The organism is Microcella alkaliphila (assembly GCF_002355395.1).
GTDB lineage: Bacteria > Actinomycetota > Actinomycetes > Actinomycetales > Microbacteriaceae > Microcella > Microcella alkaliphila_A.
In genome coordinates this window covers 1,921,979-1,943,651 of sequence record NZ_AP017315.1, presented here as the reverse complement: position 1 = coordinate 1,943,651, position 21,673 = coordinate 1,921,979, and the positions used below count along the sequence as shown (strand labels likewise).

Annotated in this window: 25 protein-coding genes and 1 riboswitch; of the genes, 14 read left to right on the top strand and 11 right to left on the bottom strand. The window is 68.0% G+C overall.

The window, feature by feature from the left end; genetic code table 11:
• Positions 1 to 19: 19 nt before the first annotated feature.
• The 3 genes from CPY97_RS09575 to CPY97_RS09565 are packed head-to-tail and all read left to right on the top strand — an operon-like array spanning position 20 to position 1,997.
• Positions 20 to 649, top strand: a complete 630-nt coding sequence (locus CPY97_RS09575) for a TVP38/TMEM64 family protein (RefSeq protein ID WP_197702223.1) — start codon at positions 20 to 22, stop codon at positions 647 to 649.
• Complete coding sequence (locus tag CPY97_RS09570; RefSeq protein ID WP_096422223.1) at positions 646 to 1,161, top strand: GNAT family N-acetyltransferase; 516 nt, start codon at positions 646 to 648, stop codon at positions 1,159 to 1,161. The genes CPY97_RS09575 and CPY97_RS09570 overlap by 4 nt, the downstream gene beginning before the upstream one ends.
• Complete coding sequence (locus CPY97_RS09565) at positions 1,158 to 1,997, top strand: glycosyltransferase (RefSeq protein WP_096422221.1); 840 nt, start codon at positions 1,158 to 1,160, stop codon at positions 1,995 to 1,997. Before CPY97_RS09570 ends, CPY97_RS09565 begins: the two co-directional genes overlap by 4 nt.
• 21 nt (positions 1,998 to 2,018) lie before the next feature.
• Here the strand turns inward: CPY97_RS09565 and CPY97_RS09560 are convergent, their stop codons facing one another.
• The 3 genes from CPY97_RS09560 to CPY97_RS09550 all read right to left on the bottom strand — a co-directional run bounded on the left by CPY97_RS09560 (position 2,019) and on the right by CPY97_RS09550 (position 5,391).
• Positions 2,019 to 3,122, bottom strand: coding sequence for a hypothetical protein (locus tag CPY97_RS09560; protein WP_096422219.1), 1,104 nt, complete (start codon positions 3,120 to 3,122; stop codon positions 2,019 to 2,021).
• Between the two features lie 140 nt (positions 3,123 to 3,262).
• Positions 3,263 to 3,922 (bottom strand): response regulator, encoded by a 660-nt coding sequence (locus CPY97_RS09555; protein ID WP_096422217.1) that lies wholly within the window; start codon positions 3,920 to 3,922, stop codon positions 3,263 to 3,265.
• A complete protein-coding gene (locus CPY97_RS09550; protein ID WP_096422215.1) occupies positions 3,919 to 5,391 on the bottom strand; it encodes a GAF domain-containing sensor histidine kinase in 1,473 nt (490 codons plus the stop codon). The genes CPY97_RS09555 and CPY97_RS09550 overlap by 4 nt, the downstream gene beginning before the upstream one ends.
• A 54-nt stretch (positions 5,392 to 5,445) precedes the next feature.
• A riboswitch (TPP riboswitch) is annotated at positions 5,446 to 5,553 on the top strand.
• Between the two features lie 59 nt (positions 5,554 to 5,612).
• On the opposite strand from CPY97_RS09550, the gene CPY97_RS09545 reads away from it, so the two are divergent.
• From CPY97_RS09545 to CPY97_RS09535, 3 genes are read left to right on the top strand one after another with little or no spacing between them, the layout of a single operon-like run.
• Complete coding sequence (locus CPY97_RS09545) at positions 5,613 to 6,302, top strand: ECF transporter S component (RefSeq protein ID WP_096422213.1); 690 nt, start codon at positions 5,613 to 5,615, stop codon at positions 6,300 to 6,302.
• Positions 6,299 to 8,584: an ATP-binding cassette domain-containing protein gene (locus tag CPY97_RS09540; RefSeq protein ID WP_096422211.1), complete on the top strand. Its 2,286-nt coding sequence runs from the start codon at positions 6,299 to 6,301 to the stop codon at positions 8,582 to 8,584. The genes CPY97_RS09545 and CPY97_RS09540 overlap by 4 nt, the downstream gene beginning before the upstream one ends.
• Positions 8,577 to 9,080: a hypothetical protein gene (locus CPY97_RS09535; protein ID WP_096422209.1), complete on the top strand. Its 504-nt coding sequence runs from the start codon at positions 8,577 to 8,579 to the stop codon at positions 9,078 to 9,080. Before CPY97_RS09540 ends, CPY97_RS09535 begins: the two co-directional genes overlap by 8 nt.
• On the opposite strand, the gene CPY97_RS09530 is transcribed toward CPY97_RS09535, so the two are convergent.
• Genes CPY97_RS09530 through clpS form a run of 4 tightly spaced genes read right to left on the bottom strand, consistent with a single transcriptional unit; the run spans position 9,058 to position 11,447 of the window.
• Positions 9,058 to 10,269: a hypothetical protein gene (locus tag CPY97_RS09530; protein ID WP_096422207.1), complete on the bottom strand. Its 1,212-nt coding sequence runs from the start codon at positions 10,267 to 10,269 to the stop codon at positions 9,058 to 9,060. The genes CPY97_RS09535 and CPY97_RS09530 overlap by 23 nt on opposite strands.
• Positions 10,270 to 10,283: 14 nt before the next feature.
• Entirely contained in the window at positions 10,284 to 10,670 is a 387-nt protein-coding gene (locus tag CPY97_RS09525) for a metallopeptidase family protein (RefSeq protein WP_096422205.1), read from the bottom strand.
• Positions 10,657 to 11,151 (bottom strand): DUF2017 family protein, encoded by a 495-nt coding sequence (locus CPY97_RS09520; RefSeq protein ID WP_161494108.1) that lies wholly within the window; start codon positions 11,149 to 11,151, stop codon positions 10,657 to 10,659. Before CPY97_RS09520 ends, CPY97_RS09525 begins: the two co-directional genes overlap by 14 nt.
• Positions 11,148 to 11,447, bottom strand: a complete 300-nt coding sequence (clpS, locus tag CPY97_RS09515) for an ATP-dependent Clp protease adapter ClpS (protein WP_096423566.1) — start codon at positions 11,445 to 11,447, stop codon at positions 11,148 to 11,150. Before clpS ends, CPY97_RS09520 begins: the two co-directional genes overlap by 4 nt.
• 270 nt (positions 11,448 to 11,717) lie before the next feature.
• Here clpS and CPY97_RS09510 point away from each other — a divergent pair, with 270 nt between their 5' ends.
• The 5 genes from CPY97_RS09510 (at position 11,718) to CPY97_RS09495 (ending at position 13,814) form a co-directional block, all read left to right on the top strand.
• On the top strand, positions 11,718 to 12,005 hold the full coding sequence (locus CPY97_RS09510) for a hypothetical protein (RefSeq protein WP_173826879.1): 288 nt from the start codon (positions 11,718 to 11,720) through the stop codon (positions 12,003 to 12,005).
• A gap of 120 nt (positions 12,006 to 12,125) precedes the next feature.
• On the top strand, positions 12,126 to 12,611 hold the full coding sequence (locus tag CPY97_RS09505) for a TIR domain-containing protein (protein WP_096422201.1): 486 nt from the start codon (positions 12,126 to 12,128) through the stop codon (positions 12,609 to 12,611).
• Entirely contained in the window at positions 12,592 to 13,038 is a 447-nt protein-coding gene (locus CPY97_RS13605; protein WP_197702222.1) for an HIT family protein, read from the top strand. Before CPY97_RS09505 ends, CPY97_RS13605 begins: the two co-directional genes overlap by 20 nt.
• Positions 12,993 to 13,514, top strand: coding sequence for a hypothetical protein (locus tag CPY97_RS13600; RefSeq protein ID WP_197702221.1), 522 nt, complete (start codon positions 12,993 to 12,995; stop codon positions 13,512 to 13,514). Before CPY97_RS13605 ends, CPY97_RS13600 begins: the two co-directional genes overlap by 46 nt.
• A gap of 66 nt (positions 13,515 to 13,580) precedes the next feature.
• Positions 13,581 to 13,814, top strand: coding sequence for a hypothetical protein (locus CPY97_RS09495; RefSeq protein WP_096422199.1), 234 nt, complete (start codon positions 13,581 to 13,583; stop codon positions 13,812 to 13,814).
• Positions 13,815 to 13,874: 60 nt separating this feature from the next.
• Here CPY97_RS09495 and istB read toward each other — a convergent pair whose 3' ends face one another.
• Both istB and istA read right to left on the bottom strand, forming a co-directional pair.
• Positions 13,875 to 14,690, bottom strand: coding sequence for an IS21-like element helper ATPase IstB (gene istB / locus CPY97_RS09490; RefSeq protein ID WP_096420763.1), 816 nt, complete (start codon positions 14,688 to 14,690; stop codon positions 13,875 to 13,877).
• Positions 14,687 to 16,015: an IS21 family transposase gene (gene istA, locus CPY97_RS09485; RefSeq protein WP_096420762.1), complete on the bottom strand. Its 1,329-nt coding sequence runs from the start codon at positions 16,013 to 16,015 to the stop codon at positions 14,687 to 14,689. The genes istB and istA overlap by 4 nt, the downstream gene beginning before the upstream one ends.
• 278 nt (positions 16,016 to 16,293) lie before the next feature.
• Here istA and CPY97_RS09480 point away from each other — a divergent pair, with 278 nt between their 5' ends.
• The gene (locus CPY97_RS09480) at positions 16,294 to 16,704 is read left to right on the top strand and encodes a DNA-processing protein DprA (protein ID WP_231923908.1); all 411 of its coding nucleotides are present in this window, start codon (positions 16,294 to 16,296) and stop codon (positions 16,702 to 16,704) included.
• A 179-nt stretch (positions 16,705 to 16,883) separates the two neighbouring features.
• On the opposite strand, the gene CPY97_RS09470 is transcribed toward CPY97_RS09480, so the two are convergent.
• Both CPY97_RS09470 and CPY97_RS09465 read right to left on the bottom strand, forming a co-directional pair.
• A complete protein-coding gene (locus CPY97_RS09470) occupies positions 16,884 to 18,662 on the bottom strand; it encodes a DUF262 domain-containing protein (protein ID WP_096422197.1) in 1,779 nt (592 codons plus the stop codon).
• Between the two features lie 30 nt (positions 18,663 to 18,692).
• Positions 18,693 to 20,096, bottom strand: coding sequence for a hypothetical protein (locus tag CPY97_RS09465; RefSeq protein WP_231923907.1), 1,404 nt, complete (start codon positions 20,094 to 20,096; stop codon positions 18,693 to 18,695).
• A 57-nt stretch (positions 20,097 to 20,153) separates the two neighbouring features.
• Between CPY97_RS09465 and CPY97_RS13750 the strand changes: the two genes are divergently transcribed.
• Together CPY97_RS13750 and CPY97_RS09460 are read left to right on the top strand one after the other, a co-directional pair.
• Positions 20,154 to 20,351, top strand: a complete 198-nt coding sequence (locus tag CPY97_RS13750; RefSeq protein WP_231923906.1) for a hypothetical protein — start codon at positions 20,154 to 20,156, stop codon at positions 20,349 to 20,351.
• 53 nt (positions 20,352 to 20,404) lie between these two features.
• Positions 20,405 to 21,649: an IS701 family transposase gene (locus CPY97_RS09460; RefSeq protein ID WP_150129172.1), complete on the top strand. Its 1,245-nt coding sequence runs from the start codon at positions 20,405 to 20,407 to the stop codon at positions 21,647 to 21,649.
• Positions 21,650 to 21,673: the final 24 nt, after the last annotated feature.

Below are 21,673 nucleotides of genomic sequence, written 5' to 3'. Positions count from 1 at the left end.
AACGGTGTCGCGTCGCGTCGTGGCGAAGCTTGTGGTCTTCGTGGCGATCGTCGCGATCGCTGTCGCCACCGGATTGCTCGTCGATCTGCCCTCAGTCGAGCAGGTCCAAACCGCCGCCGACGAGCTGGGCTGGTGGAGTCTCGCCGTGTTCGCCCTGCTCTATGGGGCTATCACGATGACGCCAGCGCCGAAGTCCGTCATATCGATCGCCGCCGGGGCAGTGTTTGGCTTCTGGACGGCACTACCCGTTGTCTTGCTGGGTGCCTTGCTGAGCGCCACCGGCTCGTTCTTCCTTGGCAAAGCGCTCGGCCGCGGCGCCGTCGAGAAGTTCACCGGTCAGCGCGTTGACAAGGTCGATAGACTGCTGTCCGATCGTGGGCTCGTCGCGGTGCTTGGTGTGCGCATGGTTCCGGTCATTCCGTTCATGGCGGTGAATTATGCATCCGGACTCACCGGGTTGCGGCGGCGCGACTACATCCTGGGAAGCGCAATCGGCATGATTCCTGGCGTCGTCGCGTGGGTCGCCATCGGAGCGTTCGGTCTCGAACTGGGTCCGCCCTTTTGGATCGCGGTGAGTGCGCTCGGCATCCTGACGGCGACCGCCGGACTCGTCGCTTGGAAGGCGCGGAAGGCAGAATCAGATGCATGACATCGCCTACGCCCACGCTTCGCCGTCTCACCGCCGCTGACGCGGACGAGCTCACACCGCTCAATGACGCGGCGAGCCCTGCCGTGCCGATCACGGCAGCCGCGGAACTGGCGCGGCTCATCACCCTCGCCGCTCTGCCGCTCGGACTTGAGCGCGATGGGCGACTCGTCGGCTTCGTGCTGGCGCTCGCGCCCGGTGCCGCGTACGACAGCGAGAACTACCGCTTCTTCGAGGGGCGCGGCGTTGCGAGTCTGTATGTCGACCGCATCGTCTTCGCCGAGAGTGAGCGCGGCGCAGGGCTCGGGCAGGTGCTGTACGCCGCGGTCTTCGACGAGGCCCGCACCCGCGGGTTCTCCGAAGTGACCTGCGAAGTGAACCTCGATCCGCCGAATCCCGGGTCGCTGGCGTTCCATGCGCGGCTCGGCTTCCGCCAGGTGGGCGAGCAGGCCACGAAGGGCGGCTCCGTGACGGTCGCGCTCCTTGCCGCCCCCGTCGCGCAGGCGGCGGCGTGACGACGCCGCTCACCGTCTCGATCGTCATCCCCGCGTACAACGAGGAATCGACGATCGAGCCCTGCGTGCTCGCGGCGCTCGCCCAGACCGTGCCGGCCCACGAGATCATCGTCGTCGACAACCGGTCGACCGACCGCACGGCCGCGATCGTCGCCGAACTGCAGGCCTCCCACCCCGACGCGCCCCTCATCTACCTTCCGCAGTTCGACGAGCAGGGGATTGTGCCCACCCGAAATGCCGGCCTCGATGCGGCCACCGGCGACGTGCTCGGCCGCATCGACGCCGACAGCGTGCTCGAGCCCAACTGGGTCGAAGAGGTGCAGAAGGCGTTCGCCGACCCCGAGGTGGCGGCCGCCACGGGACCGGTGCTCTACTACGACATGCCCTTGCGTCGCTTCGGCCTGAAGGCCGACGACACCCTCCGGCGCGCGATCCTGCGCTTGGCCCGCGAGTATCACTTCGTGTTTGGCAGCAACATGGCCCTGCGGGCGAGCGCGTGGCAGGCGATCCGCGGCGAGGTGTGCCGCGACGAAGACGACCTGTTCCACGAAGACATCGACATCTCGGTTCACCTGTACGACGCGGGGCTCACCGCGCGGTACATCCCGACGATGGTCACGGGCATGTCCGCACGGCGGATCGATGACAGCCCGCGCGACTACTACTCGTACGTGGGTCGCTTCGACCGCACGTACACCCACCACGGGGTGCGCAACCGTCGACTGCGCGCCCCCGCGTGGGTCTTTCTCGCCGTCTATCCGGTCGCGAAGGGGCTTCGCTGGGGGCAGGGCGAGTGGGATGCTCGCCGCCCGCAACCTCCCGGCTCGCGTCGCTGACGGCGAGCGCCCCGCACCCGACTAGTAGCGCAGGAGGCCGCTGAGCGGTGCCGGTGCCGCGTCGTCCTCCGCCACGACGATGCGCGCGGCCGTGCCCAGCGCGGCACTGACCACCTCGTCGAGGTCGCCGTCGTGGCTCGCGGCGGCGCTCGCCGACACGATGAGCGTGCCAAGACGCCCCTCGAGGGCCGCGGTCAGCAGTTCGGCGGCGTCGCTCGTGGCCGACCCGTCGGTGCGACCGAGCGCCGCGACGACGGTGCTGAGGGCGTCGGCGCGGTGCGCATCCAATTCGGATTCGATGGCTTTGAGTGCGTGCGCGTGGAGATCCTCAGGCGTCAGCGATTCGGGGTTGTGGTCGACATCGGCGGCGAAGAGGCCGCTCGGCCTTAGCAGTCCGATCACCTCCGCTCCCGCCACGAGCACGATGCGCTCGTGGCGGTCGCTCGTCGCCGCGGTCAGCGCCTGCACGACAGCCTGCGCGTGGTCGTGCTGACGCGTCTCGCGCCACTCGGGGGGAGCGTCGCCGTACACCTGTGCGTTGCTGATCGAGGCGTGGCCGGTGTTCGGGCGAAGCGGCGGGCTCGCCTGCACGGGGTTCTCGTAGTCGTTCTCCACCCCCTCATTGCCGGCGCTCGACGGCAGCCCGACCGCGAGCGCATCGCCGAGGCCCGCGCGCGTCGCCGTGAAGAGCTGGGCGCCGTCGTGCGTGGCAGTGGCGACGAGGAACGCGTCGTCGGCATCGAGCAGACCGAGAACCGGCGCGATGCGGAAGCGTCGGCCGACACTCACCTGCGGGTCGACCGACACTCCAAAGCGCACCAGGCGTGGCTCGTGACCGGCGGTGAGATAGATGCCGAGGCTGGCGCCCTGGTTCTGCCAGAACTCGTGGTCGTCGAGCAACTCGGTGGCGGGGGAGAGGAGGGCGGCCTGGTCGCTGTCGGAGACACCGGCGTCGGCAAGCTTTTCGCCAGCGTCCCGTAGCGCGTTCTTGAGCACGGTGCTGTTCGCGGCCGTCTCCTTTCCCGTCGTTGCCATCGGCACGAGGATGCTCACGGCGAGCTCGGGCTCGGCGGTCGCGAGCGAGACGAGGGTGTCGGGGCTGGCGTTTTCCGTCGTTGCGTACATGGTTTCCTCCGTGATCGAGCACCCGCGGGGGCGGGCGCAGAAGAACCGGAGACGCTAGCGAGGGGCCCTGGGCGCGTCCTCAGAATCTCGCGCGCGGCATCCGTCGAGTCGCTGCCGTAGGCCGCGCGGGCTTGCGGGCGCTAGCGAGCCGCGTCGGAGCGCTTGGGCAGCCACTCCGCGGCAAGGACGGCGGCCTGTGTGCGGCGCTGCATGCCCAGCTTCGCGAGGATGCCACTCACGTAATTCTTAACCGTCTTTTCGGCCAGGTACAGGCGCAGCCCTATTTCGCGGTTCGACAGCCCTTCGGCGATCAGCGCGAGGATCTCGGTCTCGCGTCGGGTCAAGCCATCGAGCGGTGTCGTTTCGCTGGCGGCCGCGCGCATCTTCGCGGTAACGCGAGCGACGACGGCGGGGTCGAGCAGCGACGCCCCCGCATTGACCTGCCGGATCGCCTCGACGAGCCGCGTCGCGCGCACCTCCTTCAACAGGTAGCCGTTCGCGCCGGCCAGCACCGCGGCGAAGACGGCCTCGTCGTCGTCATAGGAGGTCAAGATCAGGCAGCCGATGTCGGGCCGTGCCGACTTCACGTCGCGGCAGACGTCGATTCCGCTGCCGTCGGGCAGACGCCCGTCCAAGACGGCGACGGTGGCGTCGGCCGCGATGATCGCCTCCGCGGTTCCGGCCACCTGGTCCGCTTCGCCCACCACCTCCATGCCGTCCTCCGCGTCGAGCAGGTCGGCAAGCCCGCGGCGCACGATCTCATGGTCGTCGAGCAGGAAGACGCGCACGGTGTCGGTCATGATGCCCCCCAGGGTACGCGCCAGAGAAGTTCGGTGCCGCCGCCCGATGAGGCACCGACCTCACACGTGCCGCCGCGTTCCACGGCACGGGCGCGCAGATTCTCGAGCCCTGACCGTCGCGTCGAATCGCCCAGTCCCTGACCGTCATCAACCACACGGATGCTCACCTCGGCTCCGCGCACCGCCACCGCGACATCCACACGCGTCGCCTGCGCGTGCCGCACGGCGTTCGAGAGCGCCTCCCTCACGACGGCAACGAGGTCATCGCCGAGCTCAGAGTCGACCAGCGTGTCAACCGGGCCCTGGAACTCGAGCCCCGAGTCGAGGTCTTCGCCCTCGAGCGTCTCCCGCACCAGGGTGTTGATGCGGGCCCGCAGACTGTATGCGGCGGCTGACGGCGGCGCCGACAGGCGGTAGATAGCCTGGCGAATCTGCCGGATGGTGGAGTCGATCGCGTCGACCTGGTGGGCGATGCGCGCACCCGTCGGAGTCGTGGGGTCACTCACGACGCTTTGCAGGCTCAACCCCACCGCAAACAGACTCTGGATGACGTGGTCGTGCAGGTCGCGCGCGATCCGGTCGCGTTCGTCCGACAGGGCGATGCGCTGCTCGTCGACGCGTGCCCGAGCGAGCTCACGCGCGATCGTCACCGACTCGACGAAACGGGTGAGCATGGCGTCGTCGTCAGCGATGACGCGGCCGTCACCCCGAGCATCCGTGTGAGGGTCGACGACGAGGCGACCGTCGTCGTCAACCGCGATAACCCCGGTGGGTAGGCCCGTGAGGGTCTGCGCGGCGACGACGATGGCAGTCCCATCATCGGGCGAGAGCTCTCCGGCGAGAAGCCGGCGCGACACATCCTCCGCCGCCTCGAGCCAGACCCGTGAACGTTCCGAACGGGCATACAGGCGCGAGTTCGCGATTGCCGTGCCGGCCATCGCCGCGAGGCTCGCGATCACGCTCGCATCCAGGTCATCGAAGGGCCCGGAGTCGCGCTCGGTGAGATAGAGATTTCCGAAGGCGGCGCCGTCAACGTGAATCGGAACCCCGAGAAACGAGTTCATCGGCGGGTGGTGCGCGGGAAACCCGACAGACCGTGGATCGTCCGACAGTCGTGGCAGGCGAATGGTGGCGTCGTCGGCGATGACCGCGCCGAGAATCCCGCGACCGGTCGGCGGGGGGCCGAGGCGGGCGACGGTGTCGTCGTCGAACCCGGCATGCACAAACCGCTCGAGGCTGCCGTCCGGTGCGATGACGCCGAGGGCGCCGTAGCGGGCGCGCACCAGCTGACGGGCGGCCTCCACGATGCGCTGCAGGGCGATCGACAGGTCCAGATCTTGCGTCATCGCCTGCGCCGCCGAGATCAGCAGGCTGACGCGATGGCGGCCCTCCGTCTCGTCGGCAGCGTCGTCGAGCACCCGCCGCACGAGGGTTTCCAGCTCGTCGCTCTCGCCCAACAGTGGTGCCATGCCCGGAGTCTACTGAGGGCGGGATGCCGCCTTCGAGCCACCGGGCGTACACTGATCGACGTACACGGGAGCCCGATCGCCGGGCTGAGAGGAAGCCACAGGGCTTCGACCGTCGAACCTGATCCGGGTAATGCCGGCGCAGGGAGGACATCTCGCACCCGTGCCGTTGCGAAAGAACGGTGCGCCTCACCGGCGCGCACCCACATCGAAAGGCACGAATCATGACAGCAACCCCCACCCCGAAGTCGACCGCGCGCGGGGGTGCACGCCTGCGCTGGCGCGTCGTCGACATCGTCGTTGCGAGCGTCGTCGGCGTCGCCGTCGGCCTCGTCTTCTTCGCGTGGAACCTCACCTACAACCCGATCGGCAGCGCGCTCGGCGCTCTGCTTCCGGGCGTGCAGGGCAGCGTTCACGGCGTCTGGCTGATCGGCGGTGTTCTGACCGCCCTCATTGTGCGCAAGCCTGGCGCCGCGATCTACGGCGAGATGGTCGCCGCAACCGTGTCGGCACTGTTCGGAAACGAGTGGGGCCCGCTGACGCTGCTGTCCGGGCTCGTGCAGGGCCTCGGCGCCGAGATCGTCTTCGCGCTCTTGCTGTACAAGGCGTGGGGTGTTGTCGCCGCCATGCTCGCCGGCGCGGGCGCTGGCGTCGGCATGGTCATCCTCGACCTCGTGCTCTGGTACGCCGGAGCCGGCGCGCTGTTCGCCACCGTCTACGCCATCTCGGGCATCGCCTCCGGCGCCATCATCGCCGGCCTGTTGTCGTGGTTGGCGATGCGCGCGCTCGCGCGAACCGGCGCGCTTGATCGCTTCGCCGCGGGTCGCGAGCGCGGCGACGACGACGAGGACGAGGGTGACGATTCGTCGCCGGGCGCCTCGGCCGTCGACGGCGAGCACGCCGCCGCCCGGTGACCTCCGCCCTGCCGGCGGGCGCCGGCACCACCACACACCCGCGGGCTGCTCGCCTCGCGGCGCACGGCTTCGGCTGGCGTCCGCGCGGCCGCAAGGCCCCGGTGCTCGCCGACGTCGATCTTGCGATCGAGGCCGGCGAGCGCGTGCTGGTGCTCGGTGCCTCCGGCAGCGGCAAATCCACCCTGCTGCAGGCCTTCGCCGGAGTGCTCGGCGGCGACGACGACGGCGACCGCACTGGAACCATCACAGTCGACGGCCGCGACCCGGCAGATGCCCGCGGCCGGGTCGGTCTGCTTCTGCAAGACCCCGAAGCGGGCATCGTTCTCGAACGCGCCGGCGACGACCTCGCGTTCGGCCCGGAGAACCTGGGAGTACCGGTCGCGGAGATCGCAAGGCGGCTCGACGGTGCTCTCGACCGGGTGGGACTCGACATCGCCGCCGACCGGCGCACACCCGAATTGTCGGGCGGGCAGCAGCAGCGCCTCGCCCTCGCCGGCGTGCTCGCGCTCGAGCCCGGGGCGTTGCTGCTCGACGAACCCACCGCGCAACTCGACCCCTCAGGCGTCGGCGAGATCGTCGACGCCGTCATCGCCGCCGTCGAGCGTCGAGGGCTCACCCTCGTCGTCATCGAACACCGTGTCGACGTGTGGCTTCCCCACATCGACCGCGTCATCGTGCTAGACCGGGGGCGGGTGATCGCCGACGGTGACCCCGCGTCGGTTCTCGAGCGTGAGGGGGCGGCGCTCGCCGAGCGGGGCGTCTGGGTTCCTGGTCGCCCGCCCGTGCATCCGCCTGCCGCCGTCACGGCGGCCGCGCGAGAGCGCGCCGTTCTCCTGAAGGCGACCGGGCTCGCTGCCGGTCCCGCCGGAGCCAAGCCCGTCGTCGAGAACATCGACCTGACCGTGCGCGCGGGCGACGTGATCGCTCTCACCGGCCCGAACGGCGCAGGCAAATCGACTCTCGCCCTGGCGCTCGCGGGGCTGTTGCCGAGGGCCGCGGGCACCGTCACGACCGCCGACGGCGTCGACCCTGCGACGGTCAGCTCGGTCGAGCTGTCGCGGCTCGTCGGCGTGGTGTTCCAGAACCCCGAGCACCAGTTCGTCGCCGCCACCGTGCGTGACGAGCTCGCCCTCGGTGCTGGCGAAGTGCCCGCCGCATTGCTCGACCGTCTCGGGCTCGCGCGCCGCGGAGGAACGAGCCCGTACCGACTGAGCGGGGGAGAAAAGCGCCGCCTGTCGGTCGCGACCGCCATCGCGGCGGGGCCGCCCGTGTTGATCCTCGACGAGCCGACCTTCGGCCAGGACCGCCGCACCTGGGCCGAACTGGCCGCGCTGATCGCCGAACACCGCGATCGCGGCGGGGCCGTCATCATGGCCACGCACGACCGCGAGCTGATCGCCGCTCTCGGCGCGCGCGAACTGCGTCTGCCGGCCCGACCGCCGAGGCCCACTCCCGACGCGGCTGGCGAGGCGGTCGCGGCGGGCGAGACGTCAGCCGGGCCCGCGAGCAGGCCGCCGTTGCTCGAGCGCCTCAACCCGGTCGCCGCGCTCGCCGCCGGCCTGTTCCCCGCGCTGATCCTCGTCGCGACGATCGACATCGTCTCGGCCGCCGTCGCGCTCACGCTGCAGCTCCTGCTGCTTCCGCTGCTCGGGGTCGACGCGCGCACACTCGTTCGCCGCACCGCGCCGGTGTGGATCGCCGCGCCGCTATCGGGCCTCACGATCCTCCTGTACGGGCAAACGAGCGGCCAGATCTACGCCGAATTCCTCTTCGTGCGCATCAGCGACGGGTCGATCGAACTGGCGATCGCGACCGTCCTGCGCGTGCTCGCCATCGGCATCCCCGCTGTTGCGCTGTTCGCGCGCGTCGACGTGACCCGCTTCGGCGACGCGCTCGCGCAAACGCTGCGCCTGCCCGCCCGCTTCGTGCTCGGTGCCGTCGCGGCGCTGCGCATGCTCGGGCTCCTCGGCAGCGACATGCGGATGCTCGAACGGGCCCGCCGCGCCCGCGGGCTCGGCGACCGGGGCCGTATCCGCCGACTTCCCGGCCTCGTGCTGGCGCTGCTCGTCCTCGCGATCCGACGCGGTGCTGCCCTCGCCGTCGCGATGGAGGCGCGCGGCTTCGGCGCCCCCGTCGCCCGCACGTGGACTCGGCCGTCACCCTGGCGTGGCATCGACAGTCTTGCCCTTGCCGTCGCCGTCGCCGTCGCGGTGATCGCGACCGTGGCGGCCGTCGCGACGGGGCAGTGGAACAGCATCCTCACAGGGCGCGAGTTTGGCTAGCGTCGCACCCCCGATCATCCTGATCGACGGTCGCTCGGGCGCGGGCAAGACGACGATCGCGCGCGCGCTCGCCGCGCGCGAGGGCGCAACCCTCCTCAGCCTCGACGACGTCTACCCCGGCTGGGACGGCCTGGAGGCGGCCGAACAGCACGTGCTCGTGCACGTGCTCCGTCCATTCGCGGTGGGTGCGCCCGCGCGATACCGGCGCTGGGACTGGGCACGGGCATCCCCGGCCGACTGGGGCGACATCGACGGCGACCGTCCGCTCGTCATCGAAGGATGCGGGGCGATCGGCCCCGAGGCGCGTCGGCTCGCCGCCCGCGCGATCTGGGTGGAGCTCGGCGACGCCGAGCGCCGCCGCCGCGCGATCGACCGAGACGGCGACCTATTCGCCGCCCAGTGGGAGCGGTGGGCGCGTCAGGAAGAGTGGCACGCGCGGCTGCACCGACCGCGCGAGCTTGCGGGGGAAACGATCAGCGGTTCCAGCGGTCGATGACGGTGAACGGGTCGGCGAAGCGCCACCCGATTCCGGGCTCCGTGATCGTCTCGGCCGACTCGAGGATCACGACCGAGCGGCCGTCGCCCGTCGTCACCGTCATGCGACCGACGGTGGTGCCGCGCAGGACGGTTGTGCGCTCGTCGATCTCGAAGCTCACGTCGACCTCGCCCGCGCTGAGCGACGTCGTCTCGACGGTGTCGGTGGCGACGATGCGGGCGGTCTGGCCCCAGTCCGACACGTACTCGGCCACCGTGTCGCCCGGCGACACGATCGTGGTCGTGCGCAGGTTCTCTTCGAGAGCGGCGACGACAGCGCGCAGCGCCTCCTCCGCGGCCGGGTAGCTGGGTTGCCCGTACAGGGCGATCGTGACGGTCGTGCCCGCCACCTGCACCGAGGTCAAGATACAGACGCCGGCCTCGTCGGTGTACGTGTTGACGTAGCCGTTCGCGCCGATCTCGGGAAGGAACCGGGTGTTGTCGCTGAAGCTCGCGCCGGTCGACACGGTGGAGGGCCGAAGCGCGTAGATGTCGGCCATGACCGGCTGCTGCGCGGTGAGCTGGGCGAGCAGGGCGAGGTCAGCGGCCGACGCCGTCGTTCCCGGATTGATGCCCGACACGTCGGCGACCTGCGTGTCGGTGAGGCCGTTCGCGTCTAGCCACGCGCGGGCCGCCGACTGGTAGGCGCCGAGGTCGCCGAACACGTCGATTGCGAGAAACTCGGCGAGGTTGTTGCCGGAACCGAGCAGGGTGGCGACGAGCAGATCGCGCCGAGTCCACGGCTCTCCGACGAAAACCGGCACGGTGCGGATTCCGGCCGAGGCCAACTCCCGCGTGCGGGACACGTGGTCGGCGGTGATGATGAGCGCCTCACCCGTGCGTCCGACCTCGAGCGGCTCGCGGTCGAGGACGACGTGGGCGAGGATCAGCCGCGCGGTTCCCGCGATGGGTCGCGGGCCCTCGTCGCCGGCCGTGATCGGCTCGCCCGTAGGCAACACGACGGCGGAGGCGCCGACGGCCGGCAGTTCGAGCGCTGCTCCCGCCTCGCCGCCCGTCTCGATGGAGCGCTCGGCGACCTCAAGGGGAGGAATGGGGCTCAGCATCGCTCCGGCGGCGTACACCGCGCCCGCCGCGACGGCAAACGCCAGGAGTCCGCTGATCACCCGTCCGACGCGCCTACCTGCCCCCATACCGCAAGGCTAATTCAGCCCCACCCCAGTCGATGCAGTTCTTCGTCATCGATTCCATAAAAATGAGCGATCTCGTGCACAAGCGTCACGTGAATCTGCTCGCGCAACTCGTCGAGGTCGCCGCCGGCGTGGGCGATGAGCGGCTCACGGTACAGGATGATCCGGTCGGGCAGCTCGCCAAAGCCGTACTGGCCCCGGTCGGTCAGCGCCACGCCCTCGTACAGCCCGAGCAGGTCGAGCGAGCCGTCCTCCGGCCGCGCCTCGGTCACGAAGATCACGTTGTCGAGCCCGTCGACCATGTCGTCCGGCAGGGCATCCAACTCGTCGACCACCATCTGTTCGAACTCGGCCTCTGTCAGCGACAGCGGTTCGGGATGCTCGTGCTCGCTACCGTCCGCCATCGAGCGCCCTCACGAGGTCGTCTTGAATCCACGCCAACCACCGGTACAGGTCTCCCGCCTCGGGCGGGTCGTCCGCTCCCTCGTCGCCGTCGACGAGAATCCCGAGACGATCGGCGAGGATCAGGCGCAGGTCGCCGATGGCGCGCATCCAGTCGATCGCCTCGCCCTCGGTGACCGACAGGGGAGCGGGACCGTCCCCGTCCGCGATGGCGCGCAGTCCGGTTGTCATCGTCGCCGCGAACGCGCTCTTGCGCTCGATGAGGCCCCGCCGGCTGAGCTCGCGCCACTCGCGGGCGGCCTCTTCGTCGTCGCGGTAGGCGTTCGGAATGACCCGGTGCAGGGCCTCGTCGGCAGCGGGATTGCCGCCGAGACCGTCGGCGAGCAGCTGCTGAAGTTGCTCCCCGAGCGAGATGAGGATCTTCGCCTCGTACGGTTCGAGCACTGCCTGGTAGCCGCCGTCGTGCGGCTGGAAGCCCCTCACCGTTCGACCCGCTCGACGCTCGCCCACAGGCCGTACTCGTGCATCGCCTCCACGTGGCGCTCCATCTGCTCGCGGTTGCCCTCCGCGAGAATCGCGCGGCCGTCGTTGTGCACCTGCAGCATGCGCTGCTCGGCGGTGGCCTCGTCCAGTCCGAAATGACGGCGGAACACCCACGAGACGTAGCTCATCAGGTTGACGGGGTCGTTCCACACGACGGTGCGCCAGGGCACCTCGGCCGCGTGCTGGGGCGTCACTACGACCTGGTCGTCGAGAGCGGGGAGCGGGGCGGCGGTCATCACCCCATTGTCTCGCATGACCGCGAGCGACCCTGGGCGTGCGCTCGTGGAAACGGCGTCGGGCCCCGCATCGCTGCGAGGCCCGACGGGTTGGGGTGCCTGAGTAGCACGTTCGGCAACTCCGCCCCCAAGACATAGCCCCTGGTCAACCGGATAAAGCGTGGGGTCTACACGGTCTCCCGACGGCCCAAAAGTGGCGCTCCGAGGGACGATCGTGGCCCTGTTGTGAGGACTATCGAGACGGCTCAAACTTTTCTCACCGCTTTCGAAGTGGATGCGCTCGTCGGCGACTACTTGGCCGGGATGAACGTCAAGGCGCTCGCCGAGAGGTACGGCATCCATCGCGCGACGGTGTTCTCTCATCTGCGTCGCCGCAACGTGCCGAGCCGCCGACCGGAGCTCGGGACCTACGAGAAGGCCGAGGCGGTACGGCTGGCCCGCGCGGGTGTCTCGATGCGCGCGATCGGCTGCCGGATGGGTGTAGATCGCAAAGCCATGCGCGCGGCGCTGGTCGAGGCGGGACTCATCGTAGACAAGATCATCGACGGCGTGTCATGAAGCAGGGTGGTGGTCTGGCTCCGCGCGAGGGCGCATCAAAGTTCGAATGTCAGTGGTCCGCCGTAGGCTTTGAATGACGGTACGAGAGCGGCTCGACCGCAGGTGACGGGAGAGTCCAGCATGGCCAAGTCAGTCTTCTACAGCTTCCACTATGACCGCGACGCTTGGCGGGTGCAGCAGATCATCCAGCTGGGCGCGTTGGAGGGACAGCCCATCCTCAACGCGCAGCAGTGGGAGGAAGTCAAGCGCAAGGGCGACGCGGCTATCAAGAAGTGGATCGCCGATCAGATGGCCTACAAGTCGGCGGTCGTAGTCTTGATTGGCGCTCAGACTGCCAGCCGCCCGTGGGTGCGCCACGAGATCGCCCACGCCTGGGACAACCACAAGCCGCTCGTTGGCATCCGAATCCATGGGCTGGCCGACCGCAACGGCAACACCGACTCATACGGCGAGAACCCGTTAAGCAAGGTCTCGCTCAAGGGCGGCGGCACCGTCGGCGACTACGTGTCGGTCTACAGCCCCAGCGGATCGAACAGCCAGGCCGTCTACGCGGACATCAAAGCGAACATCACTACTTGGGTCAACAATGCCTACAAGCGATCCTGAGTGCCCCTTCTGCGAGATCGTCCAGAGAGACGACCCCGATGCCCGTGAGGTCTATCGCGATCAGCATGTCGTCGCGTTCTTCCCACACAACCCGGCAACCCTCGGACACACCCTTGTCATCCCTCGCGTCCACGTCCCCGACATCTGGTCGCTTGACCGAGGTACGGCAGAACAGCTCGCTGGCGCAACAACCCGGCTCGCGGCAGCGGTCAGACGTGGAGTCAATCCCGATGGGCTCAATGTCATCCAGTCCAATGGCAGTGCGGCGAGCCAGACTGTCTTCCACCTGCACATTCATCTTGTGCCTCGCTGGGAGGGCGACCCCATCGGGCACATATGGCCGCCCGAAAGCAACTACAGCGAGGAGGAGAAGGACGACGCATGGGAGGCGCTGAGAGTCGAGTGTCGGAAGGCGAGCAGCAGTTAAGCACTTCGAGCACACCCTCTGAAGAAGATCGGCGGAAGCACCTGGACTTCATCCAGGCCGTCGTCACTCGCATGTCCGCTGCGTCATCAAGCGCGAAGGGGTGGCTGCTACCAGTTGCGACGGCCACCTATGGATTTGCACTGATCCAGCACTCCCGGGCGGTAACTTTGCTCGGACTTGCCGCGGTCGTGCTCTTCATGTTCCTCGACGCCAACTACTTGCGACAAGAACGCGCCTACCGCCGTCTGTACGACACGGTTGCACGGGGCACGCGGGCCGTCCCGCAGTTCTCACTCGACCCATCCGAGGCTGACGATCCGATACCGGCGTCGGCCGGATGGCGTGAGCGAGCCAAGACTGTTCTTGGCCGGTGGGTCCCGACCTGGAGCGTTTGGTCTTCGTGGTCGATTCTTCCCTTCTACGGCGCGCTCTTGCTCATAGGAGTCGGCATCTATATCCGCGCCGTCCTCTCCTAGCTGCGGCCCAACCGGGGCCGACCGTGTGTACCTCGTCGGTAAGCGAAACGCCGAGAGGAACCGACGATGGCCAGCTTGAGTGATGTCGCGAGCGACGAGCGGACCGCGAGGCTGGTGCTGTCCATGCTGGTCGAGCCCAATGACCCGGTCACAGGTCGCATCCTGTCCAGGCTGGGAGCAGTCGAGACGCTTTGGCTCGCTGAGCGTGTCGGTGCGGTGGTGGGGCTGAGCCCCGTGGACGCGCAGGTCTGGCGCGACCACCTCAGTGTGCCAGGTGCGAATGAACTGGCCGCGCGTTGACGGCGCTCAGCGAATTTCCCCAGAGTTGCTCGTCGATATTCCCCAGGTCGCGTGGGTAGGTTAGCGCAGGTTTGTGCCGGTGGTGGCGCGGCGGAGTTCGTCGGCTGCGGCGTGGTGGTTGCGGAGCCGGTAGGAGGCGCCGTCGAGGGTGACGACGACGGAGCGGTGTAGCAGCCGGTCGAGCATGGCGGCGGCGACGGTGGTGTCGCCGAGGATCTCGCCCCAGGCGCCGACGGGCCGGTTCGTGGTGATCACGATCGAGGTCTTCAGGTAGCGCTGGTTGATGACCTGGAACAGTGCGGACGCGGCTTCGCCGGGCAGGGGGAGGTAGCCGAGCTCGTCGATGATGAGCAGGGTGGGGCCGGTGAAGAACCGCATCATCGTCGCCCATTTCCCTTCGATCGCGGCGCGGTGGCAGCGGGCGGCGAGGTCGGCGGCGGAGGTGAAGTAGACCCGGTAGCCGGCGTTCACCGCGGCATGCCCGAGTCCGGTTGCGATGTGTGTCTTCCCGACTCCGGGTGGGCCGATCAGCAGCACGTTGGTCGCGGTGTCGAGGAACCGGCAGGTGGCCAGTTCGGCCAGCAGCGAGCGGTCGATGCCGCTGGCGGAATCTAGGTCGAAGTCGTCGAGGGTGGTGCCGGTGGGGAGGTTCGCGAACCGGAACCTGCCGGCGAGGCGGCGGGCGTCGGTCGCGGTGACCTCGATCTGCAGGAGCTGTTCCAGGGCGTGGGTGAGGGTCCAACCCTCGGCCTGCGCCTGGTCGAGGACCTTCGGGAGGGCGTCGGCGGCGTCGGCGAGTTTCAGGTCGGTGAGATGGTTGCGGAGCTGCTGATAGACGGACGCTGCGGTCTTCGAGGTGGTCGTGGTGGTGGTCATCGGAGGGTGTTCCTGTTCTTCGCGGCCTGCTCGTAAGCGGCCAGGCTGATCACGGTCGTGGTGGGTGCGGCGGTGCCGGTCAGCACCTGCGCCGCCCGCAGCGCGGCCGCGCCGGGTGGGATGCGTTCCTTGCGGCGGTGCGGGCGCCCCGGTGGCGCTGACGCGAGAGCGATCGCTTCGAGCGCGGTGACGTGCCCGCCGTCGCGGATCGTGACCCCGAGCCCGGGCTGCGCGACGGCGTGTCGGGCGACGACCGTCCCGGAGACGGTGGCGATGTCGATGGTCGCGGCGCCGAGCCGCTGCTGGACGACGACTTTCGCGGCGGCGAGCTCGGGCGGGACGGAGTAGCGGTTCCCGCGCCAGTCGATCAGCGCCTGCCGGGTCGCAGTCCGCTCCTCGGTCACGATCACAGGGAACACCACCGGCGGCAACGGCCGCAGCCGCTCGTCGGCGAACATGGCGGCTGCTGTCGTGGTTCCGTGCTCGCCCTCCCGCTTGCGGGCGTCCTGCCCGGCGGCGAACGTCTCCACGGACGCCTGTGCTTGTTCGAGGGTGAGCTCGTCGGGGAGGTTCCGCCACCACCGTTGCGCGGCGGTGTGGTTGTTCTTCTCGACCACGCCCTTCCGATTCCCCGACCGCGGCCGGCAGACCACCGGCTGGACGCCGTGGTGCTTCGCGAACCCCGCGAACATCGGGGTGAGGTCTCCAGTGACAGGGTGCAGCACGGTCGCCATCCGATCGAACCGCCAGACCCGGGTCAGCCCGCCCAGCAGGGCGAGCAGGGTCGTCATCGCGGCAAGCAGGTGCGGGATATCCATCGACGGGGAGATCACGCCTCGCCAGACCCCTGAGTGCGCCAGAGATCCGACGAGGAGGTACGCGCGCTTGGTCGGGAACCCCCAGTGCGCGGGCGGGTCGGGTAGCTCGAGCCAGTCGAACTGGGTCTCCTCCCCGGGCGGGTGCTCGATGACCGCGTTCGGACGCTTCGTGACATGCGCGCAGGCCGTGCACGCGGGACGCAGGCCACGGGCGCGGATCTGCCGCGTCAACGTCGGATACGAACCCTCGAAGCCGAGTGGTCGTAGCTCGTCGAGCAGCGTCGCGGCCCAGAGGTGCGGGTCCTCGGTCAGCCTCGCGGTGACGTAGTCCACGAACCCGTCGAACTCGTCTGGGGCCGCGCGCTGACGGACTCCCGGGGCGCGGTCTCCGTTCAGGTAGGAACGGATCGTCTTGCGGTCATGGTTAGTGCGGCGGGCGATCTCACTGATCGTCATCCCCTGCCGTTTCAGAGCGTGGATGTCCACGCTGCTCCTCTCTGAAAGCATGAGAAGAGGGCCTCCCCCGGAAGCTGGTGTGTGGTTAGAGACCACCAGCATCGAGGGAGGCCCGCCTCATGTGGCGGAGCGACCCAGGGTGGGGAATTTCGATGAGCAGAAGTGAGGAATTTCAGTGAGCGCCGTCAGCGTATCGACCAGGTGCAGCAATCAGGCGTTCGAGCGCTCATCCCAAGCGATAGCGACTGGCCCACCGCAGTCGACGATCTTGTTGAAGCCGCCCCTACGTGCTGTGGACCCGCGGTGCGTCATCCTTCCTGTCGCGTCCGATGAGCGATCTCGTCACCATCACCGGCGCTCGGGCATGCACCTCCTACGGAGAGCATGTAGCCCGGGAGCTCGCCAGTTCCGTTGCCACCGACAAACGAGTTGTCGTTGCGGGAGGTGCCTACGGGATCGAAGTCGCGTCGCACCAGGCCGCACTCGCCGCAGGTGGCGACACGATCGCAATCCTCGCCAACGGAGTTGATCGCCCGTACCCTGTCGGCCATCGCGACCTACTCGATCGCATCGCTGATGTCGGCCTTCTCGTAAGCGAGGTTCCGCCCGGGGCCGTTCCGACTCGACATCGGGTGTGGTCCCTGATCGACGGACTGTTCAGCGCTGGGGACGCTACGCCGAGGCGATCGCCCGATGGGAACACATCACCGGACGGCCCGCGCCGGCGCCAGCGCTCCTGAACGGTGCCGACGGGCCCCGCCCAGCACCAGGATTCGTTGAATGGTTCATGGGACTGCCGACTGGATGGGTCACGGACAGCGACGACCTGACGCAGAACCAGCAGATCACCGCGCTTGGCAACGGAGTGCTACCTCTTCAGCCGTGTCCGCACTGTCGCTGCTCGCCGCGTGAACGTAGGCTACGAGAGAACCGCGTCCTCCGGTGCGCCCGGTGTTGTTCCCAGAGCGGCGAGTAGGCGGGTCCGGATTCGCTGCTTGCGCTCCTCGAAGAACCGCGTGAAGTCGGCCAGGTCGAGCGGAAGGCCGTCGAGGTCGTTCTCGGCGAGGTAGGTGGCGCGCTTGTCGTCGCTCGGGAAGGCGGTGTCGATCCACTCCGCAGGTAGGCTGTCCTGCTTCTCGATGTTGGCAGTCCCAGCGAGCAACTGGAGGTTCGGCAGGAGGTTCACGGCCGCGAGGTAGTCGTCGATGCTGTCGAGCGGAATCCCGGCGTCGAGGAGCTTCTTCTTGGTGAACCGTGACTTGGGGAAGATGTGATCCTCGTGGAACTTCTTGCTCAGGTCCAGCCCGGGGTACAGCACGGACAGCACTGAGAACGTCCGCTGGCCGGCGTACTTGAGGTTGAGCAGTTCGTCGATCTCGGCGTTGTCGAACGCGAGGCTCTTGCCGACGGCCGCCATCGCCTCCTCGACCGCCGCGACCGGGAAGCCGTTCGTCGAGTTGGTGCGGAGGACATCGCGGATGCGGGTGAGGAGCGTGTCGAGTCCCGACCCCCAGATACCGCGCTTGACGAGCGAACGGGTCACCCATCGTTGAAGGGCAAGCCTGTCGGCCGCGTCCGCGGTGGAGTCGAGGTAGGAGTCGCCCGCACCCCGCAAGTGCAGGTAGTGCGCGACCGGGACGATCACGCTGTTCGCAGTAAGGTTGCGTTCGTTGTACCCGAACTGCTGAAGCAGCGTCGCAGCACGGAGCAAGGCTCCCTTGATCTGCGGCCACGCGGCCTCCACCTTGGCCATGTTCCCCTGGGTGAAGTTGGTGACCTTGAACCGCACGTCCACGTCGGCGATCGTCAACGCGGTCTTCAGCACCACATCCTTGGAGAACGAGAACTGTCGCCCGGCGTTGCTGTTGATCTCGGAGACGAGCGAGCGGACCTCCTCCCGCGCATCCAGCTCTTGCCACTGGTTCGTCGCCATCGACAGAAGCAGGTCAGAGTAGGAGAGCGTGGTGCCGCCGCTGTTGACGCGGACGAAGATTTCAAGCACCTTGTCGGCGTCCTGATCGGTCACCAGGAAATAGTTCATCGGCTTGAGCACCCGCACCGCCTCGTACAGGTCATAGAGCCGCTGAAACGCGTCAGCCGATACGGCGATGCCGCGTTGCTCCAGCTCCCGCATGATCGCAGGTCCAGTGTTGGCCAGATCGAGGACCGCTCCGACCCGGAACCACTTGTCAGCCTCGCCGTCCGCCGGGGCCGCCTCCCGGTCGGTGAGGAACCGAAGGTCGTACTTCGTGCCGAGTTCCTCATCGTCGGGCTCGTCGATGAGGTTGAGGTAGAGGCGCTTGACGGGGAACGCGTCCGCGCTGTTCCACCACGCGTACTTCTTCTTCTCCGCGAAGCTACCGTACAGCGCGATGTTCAGCGAGGTGAGCCGCTGCTGCCCATCGAGTACTGCCGTCGTTCCGCTCCCGGAGGGGACAGTCGCCTTGTCCGCGTAGGGGTTGTCGCGCTCGTGATAGTTCGTCAGGAACTCGTAGAACGTGTACGACTGTGCCGTCTCAGGCTTCACGTCCCACAACAGGAACGACCCGACCGGGTACCCACGCATGAGGCTATCGACGAGCTTGGTGATCTGATCGGCACCCCATACGAACTCACGCTGGATCGCCGGCATCAGGTACTCACGCTTGTGGATGGCGGTAAGCATCTCCTCGATGCTGCGGGGGGTCTGGAACGACATTCGGTTTCTCTCGGTCAGGCGGGCAGGTGGTCAGGCGATGGCGTCGTCATCGATGGCGACCACGGTGTCGTAGAGGCCGTAGCGACGCAGGCCCTTGTGGGACTCGATGCCGGTGTAGGACAGAGACGCGTCCTCGTAGCGGCGGAAGGCGAAGACGGCCTGGTTCATTTGGGTCGCGTTGAAGACGCCGAGGTTCACGAGAAGGTGGAAGTCCTCGACAGTCAGGCCGGTGACGGTGCGGAACAGTCCGGGTTCGAGTTTGGTGATGACATCCTGGAGCGTGTTCTCGCGGAAGTCGGTCAGGTACATGAATGCTGGAATGCGGGTGGCAAACTTGACCAGCTTCTCCTGAATCTGCTTCCGCTTGGACTTGTACTCCTTCTCCTCTGCCGTGAGTTCCTTCTTCTCCGCCGGGGTGATGTCCTCGCCCTTCTCCTTCTTCGCCTTCTTCACAGCGTCACTCTTGTTCACGACGGTCTCGAAGATGTCGTTGCCGAGCGCGCGGAAGCCTTCGATGTTCATGACGGCGCTGAGGGCGTCGGGGTTGTTCATGATCTTGCGCAGGGTGTCGTTGTCGACGTTGACGAGGATCGCGGACTCCCACTTGCGGGCCAGGAGGGTCGCGGAGGTGCCCGACATAGCGATGTCGAGGATGCCGCCGGCATCGACCTGGGTCATGTTCGACCCGTCGTAGGCCAGCACGGGCAGGAACTTCACGAGCTCCTCCACGGCCTGCTCGGGGTTCGGCGTCTCCGGCGACAGGCCTGCGCCGTAGTCGGCGATCTGACGTAGCGCCCGGGTGGGCGCGAAGTCGAACACGAAGCACACGGGCTTGAGGACTGCTTCGGCGCTCGGGTTGTCACCGTCGGGGTTCTTGATCGACCACGGTGACTGTACGCGGAACGCTGCCTGGAAGTATGTCTCGGGTGAGTTGAGGTTTCGCAGCATCAGGATCGAGGACCACTGCTTGACGGTGACGCCCGTGGTGAGCTTGCCGCAGGACAGGGTGATCGTCTTCGTGTCGTGGCCGTCGCCGATCGCCGCTCGCACCGGTGGGAGCGCATCCAGACCAATGCCCGCCCCAGTGCCTGCGACGACGAGAACCTGGTAGTCCTGCCAGAACACGTTCTGCTTCTCCGCGAGCAGGTTCGCCATCGCCTGGCACGCCGCAACGTTGGGCAGGAACCAGAACGAGTGCTGCAGGTACGGCAGGAGCCGGACATCGGAGTACGGGAACGGCGGACGAGTGCCCATTCGCATGGCGTCGACCTGCGTGGGCAGGTGAGCGCCACGGATGAGATCGAGCCACTTCTGCACGTCGGTCTTGTGCGTGAACTCGGCGTCCTTGCCGATGCCCTTCGCCTCGAAGAACTCGTTGAGGTCGAACTCGTCGAACTCTCCCTGGTTCGCGACGGCGATGAGCTCGTCAGGCATCTGGTAGGTGAACAGACGCATCTCCGGGAGCGCCCCGTACGGGTTCCACGCGTCCGGGTGCGCGACGGCGTACTCGGCCTTGGCACGCTGCTCGTCGGTGTAGGTCCAGTTGAAGATTTGCTCCTCGATGAACTCACCGGTTGCCAGCGCCTTGAACGGTGTTCCCGACAGGTACAGATACGCGCGGGTGGTGATCGGCAGGAAGTCGTCCTCGTCGTTGCCGAGCTCGTCAAGCTCTTCATCGAAGGCGACTAGTAGTACTTGGTTAGGTCCTTGTTAATGGTCGTGGTGACTGTTAACCTCGCGGCGTGCGGGTGGATGAGATCGAGCGGGTGCGGGTCGAGTTGGACGAGTTCGTCGGTGAGGTGTTCGCGTCGCTGGCTCGGAAGGATCAGCGGTCCAAGGGTGGCCTGTATCTGCAGGGCCTGATGCTGGAGGGCAGGCGGAAGTCGATGCAGCCGATGGGCGACCGGCTCGGCATCGATTATCAGCAGCTGCAGCAGTTCGTGTCCTCCTCGCCGTGGCCTGTCGAGCCGGTGCGTCGTCGGCTCGCCCGTAAGGCGGCGTCGCTGTTGTCGCCGGAGGCGTGGGTTGTCGATGACACCGGGTTCGTCAAGGACGGCCCAGCCTCACCTGGGGTGGCGCGGCAGTACTCGGGCACGCTCGGAAAGGTCGGGAACGTGCAGATCGGTGTCACCGTGCACGCGGTCACCGATGCGGCGTCTTGCCCGTTGGACTGGCGGCTGTTCCTTCCCGAATCGTGGGACGACACCTGCTCGGACACCAACGAGCACGCCGACCTCGTCGTCGCGCGGCGGGTGAAGGCGCAGATCCCCGACGCGGTGCGGCATCGACCGAAGTGGGAGCTCGCGCTGGAGATGATCGACGAGCTTCGCAGCTGGGGGCTGCTGCCGCCGCTGATCTGCGCCGACGCCGGATACGGCGAGATCGGCTACTTCCGCACCGCGCTCACCGACCGCGGAATCCCTTACGTGGTGCAGGTGAAGTCGGACACCAGCATGCACCCCGAAGCCGCGGTGTTCGAGATGCCGCCCTACCGCGGACGCGGGCGGCCACCCGTGCAGGCCAGCTACCGCAGTGACCCGATCCGCGCGAAGAGCCTCATCGCAGCCCTCGGCGACGACGCGTTCGAGCAGGTGTCGTGGCGGCAAGGATCACGCGGCATGATGACCAGCCGGTTCACCGCCACGCGGGTGCGCCCCGCGAACCGGAACCTGCCCCGCGAGCCCGACGGATCGCTACCCGAGTGCTGGCTACTCGCCGAATGGCCGGACGACGCGGACGAGCCCACCGACTACTGGCTGTCCACCCTCCCCGCCCACACGCCGATCGCGGAGCTGGTTCGGCTCGGGAAGATCCGCTGGCGCATCGAGCACGACTACCGCGAACTCAAGCACGGCCTGGGCCTGGACCACTTCGAAGGACGCACCTGGCCCGGGTGGCACCACCACGTCACGCTCGTGAGCGCCGCGCACCTGTTCATCACGATCCAGCGCCTGAGCGCGGACCCAAAAGCCCGCGGGGCAGCCTGAGCTTCTACGGCATCCTCCGCGACC

Excerpts from the sequence above, each read along its gene's own strand:
- CPY97_RS09555 (WP_096422217.1), bottom strand. The coding sequence starts at position 3,922 with ATGACCGACACCGTGCGCGTCTTCCTGCTCGACGACCATGAGATCGTG.
- CPY97_RS09570 (WP_096422223.1), top strand. The coding sequence starts at position 646 with ATGACATCGCCTACGCCCACGCTTCGCCGTCTCACCGCCGCTGACGCG.
- istA (WP_096420762.1), bottom strand. The coding sequence starts at position 16,015 with ATGCTTTCAGAGAGGAGCAGCGTGGACATCCACGCTCTGAAACGGCAG.
- istB (WP_096420763.1), bottom strand. The coding sequence starts at position 14,690 with ATGACCACCACCACGACCACCTCGAAGACCGCAGCGTCCGTCTATCAG.
- CPY97_RS09550 (WP_096422215.1), bottom strand. The coding sequence starts at position 5,391 with ATGGCACCACTGTTGGGCGAGAGCGACGAGCTGGAAACCCTCGTGCGG.
- CPY97_RS13605 (WP_197702222.1), top strand. The coding sequence starts at position 12,592 with ATGCCTACAAGCGATCCTGAGTGCCCCTTCTGCGAGATCGTCCAGAGA.
- CPY97_RS09525 (WP_096422205.1), bottom strand. The coding sequence starts at position 10,670 with ATGGCGGACGGTAGCGAGCACGAGCATCCCGAACCGCTGTCGCTGACA.
- CPY97_RS09465 (WP_231923907.1), bottom strand. The coding sequence starts at position 20,096 with ATGCCTGACGAGCTCATCGCCGTCGCGAACCAGGGAGAGTTCGACGAG.
- CPY97_RS09495 (WP_096422199.1), top strand. The coding sequence starts at position 13,581 with ATGGCCAGCTTGAGTGATGTCGCGAGCGACGAGCGGACCGCGAGGCTG.
- CPY97_RS09480 (WP_231923908.1), top strand. The coding sequence starts at position 16,294 with ATGAGCGATCTCGTCACCATCACCGGCGCTCGGGCATGCACCTCCTAC.
- CPY97_RS09560 (WP_096422219.1), bottom strand. The coding sequence starts at position 3,122 with ATGTACGCAACGACGGAAAACGCCAGCCCCGACACCCTCGTCTCGCTC.
- CPY97_RS09545 (WP_096422213.1), top strand. The coding sequence starts at position 5,613 with ATGACAGCAACCCCCACCCCGAAGTCGACCGCGCGCGGGGGTGCACGC.
- CPY97_RS09470 (WP_096422197.1), bottom strand. The coding sequence starts at position 18,662 with ATGTCGTTCCAGACCCCCCGCAGCATCGAGGAGATGCTTACCGCCATC.
- clpS (WP_096423566.1), bottom strand. The coding sequence starts at position 11,447 with ATGACCGCCGCCCCGCTCCCCGCTCTCGACGACCAGGTCGTAGTGACG.
- CPY97_RS13600 (WP_197702221.1), top strand. The coding sequence starts at position 12,993 with ATGGGAGGCGCTGAGAGTCGAGTGTCGGAAGGCGAGCAGCAGTTAAGC.
- CPY97_RS09505 (WP_096422201.1), top strand. The coding sequence starts at position 12,126 with ATGGCCAAGTCAGTCTTCTACAGCTTCCACTATGACCGCGACGCTTGG.
- CPY97_RS09530 (WP_096422207.1), bottom strand. The coding sequence starts at position 10,269 with ATGGGGGCAGGTAGGCGCGTCGGACGGGTGATCAGCGGACTCCTGGCG.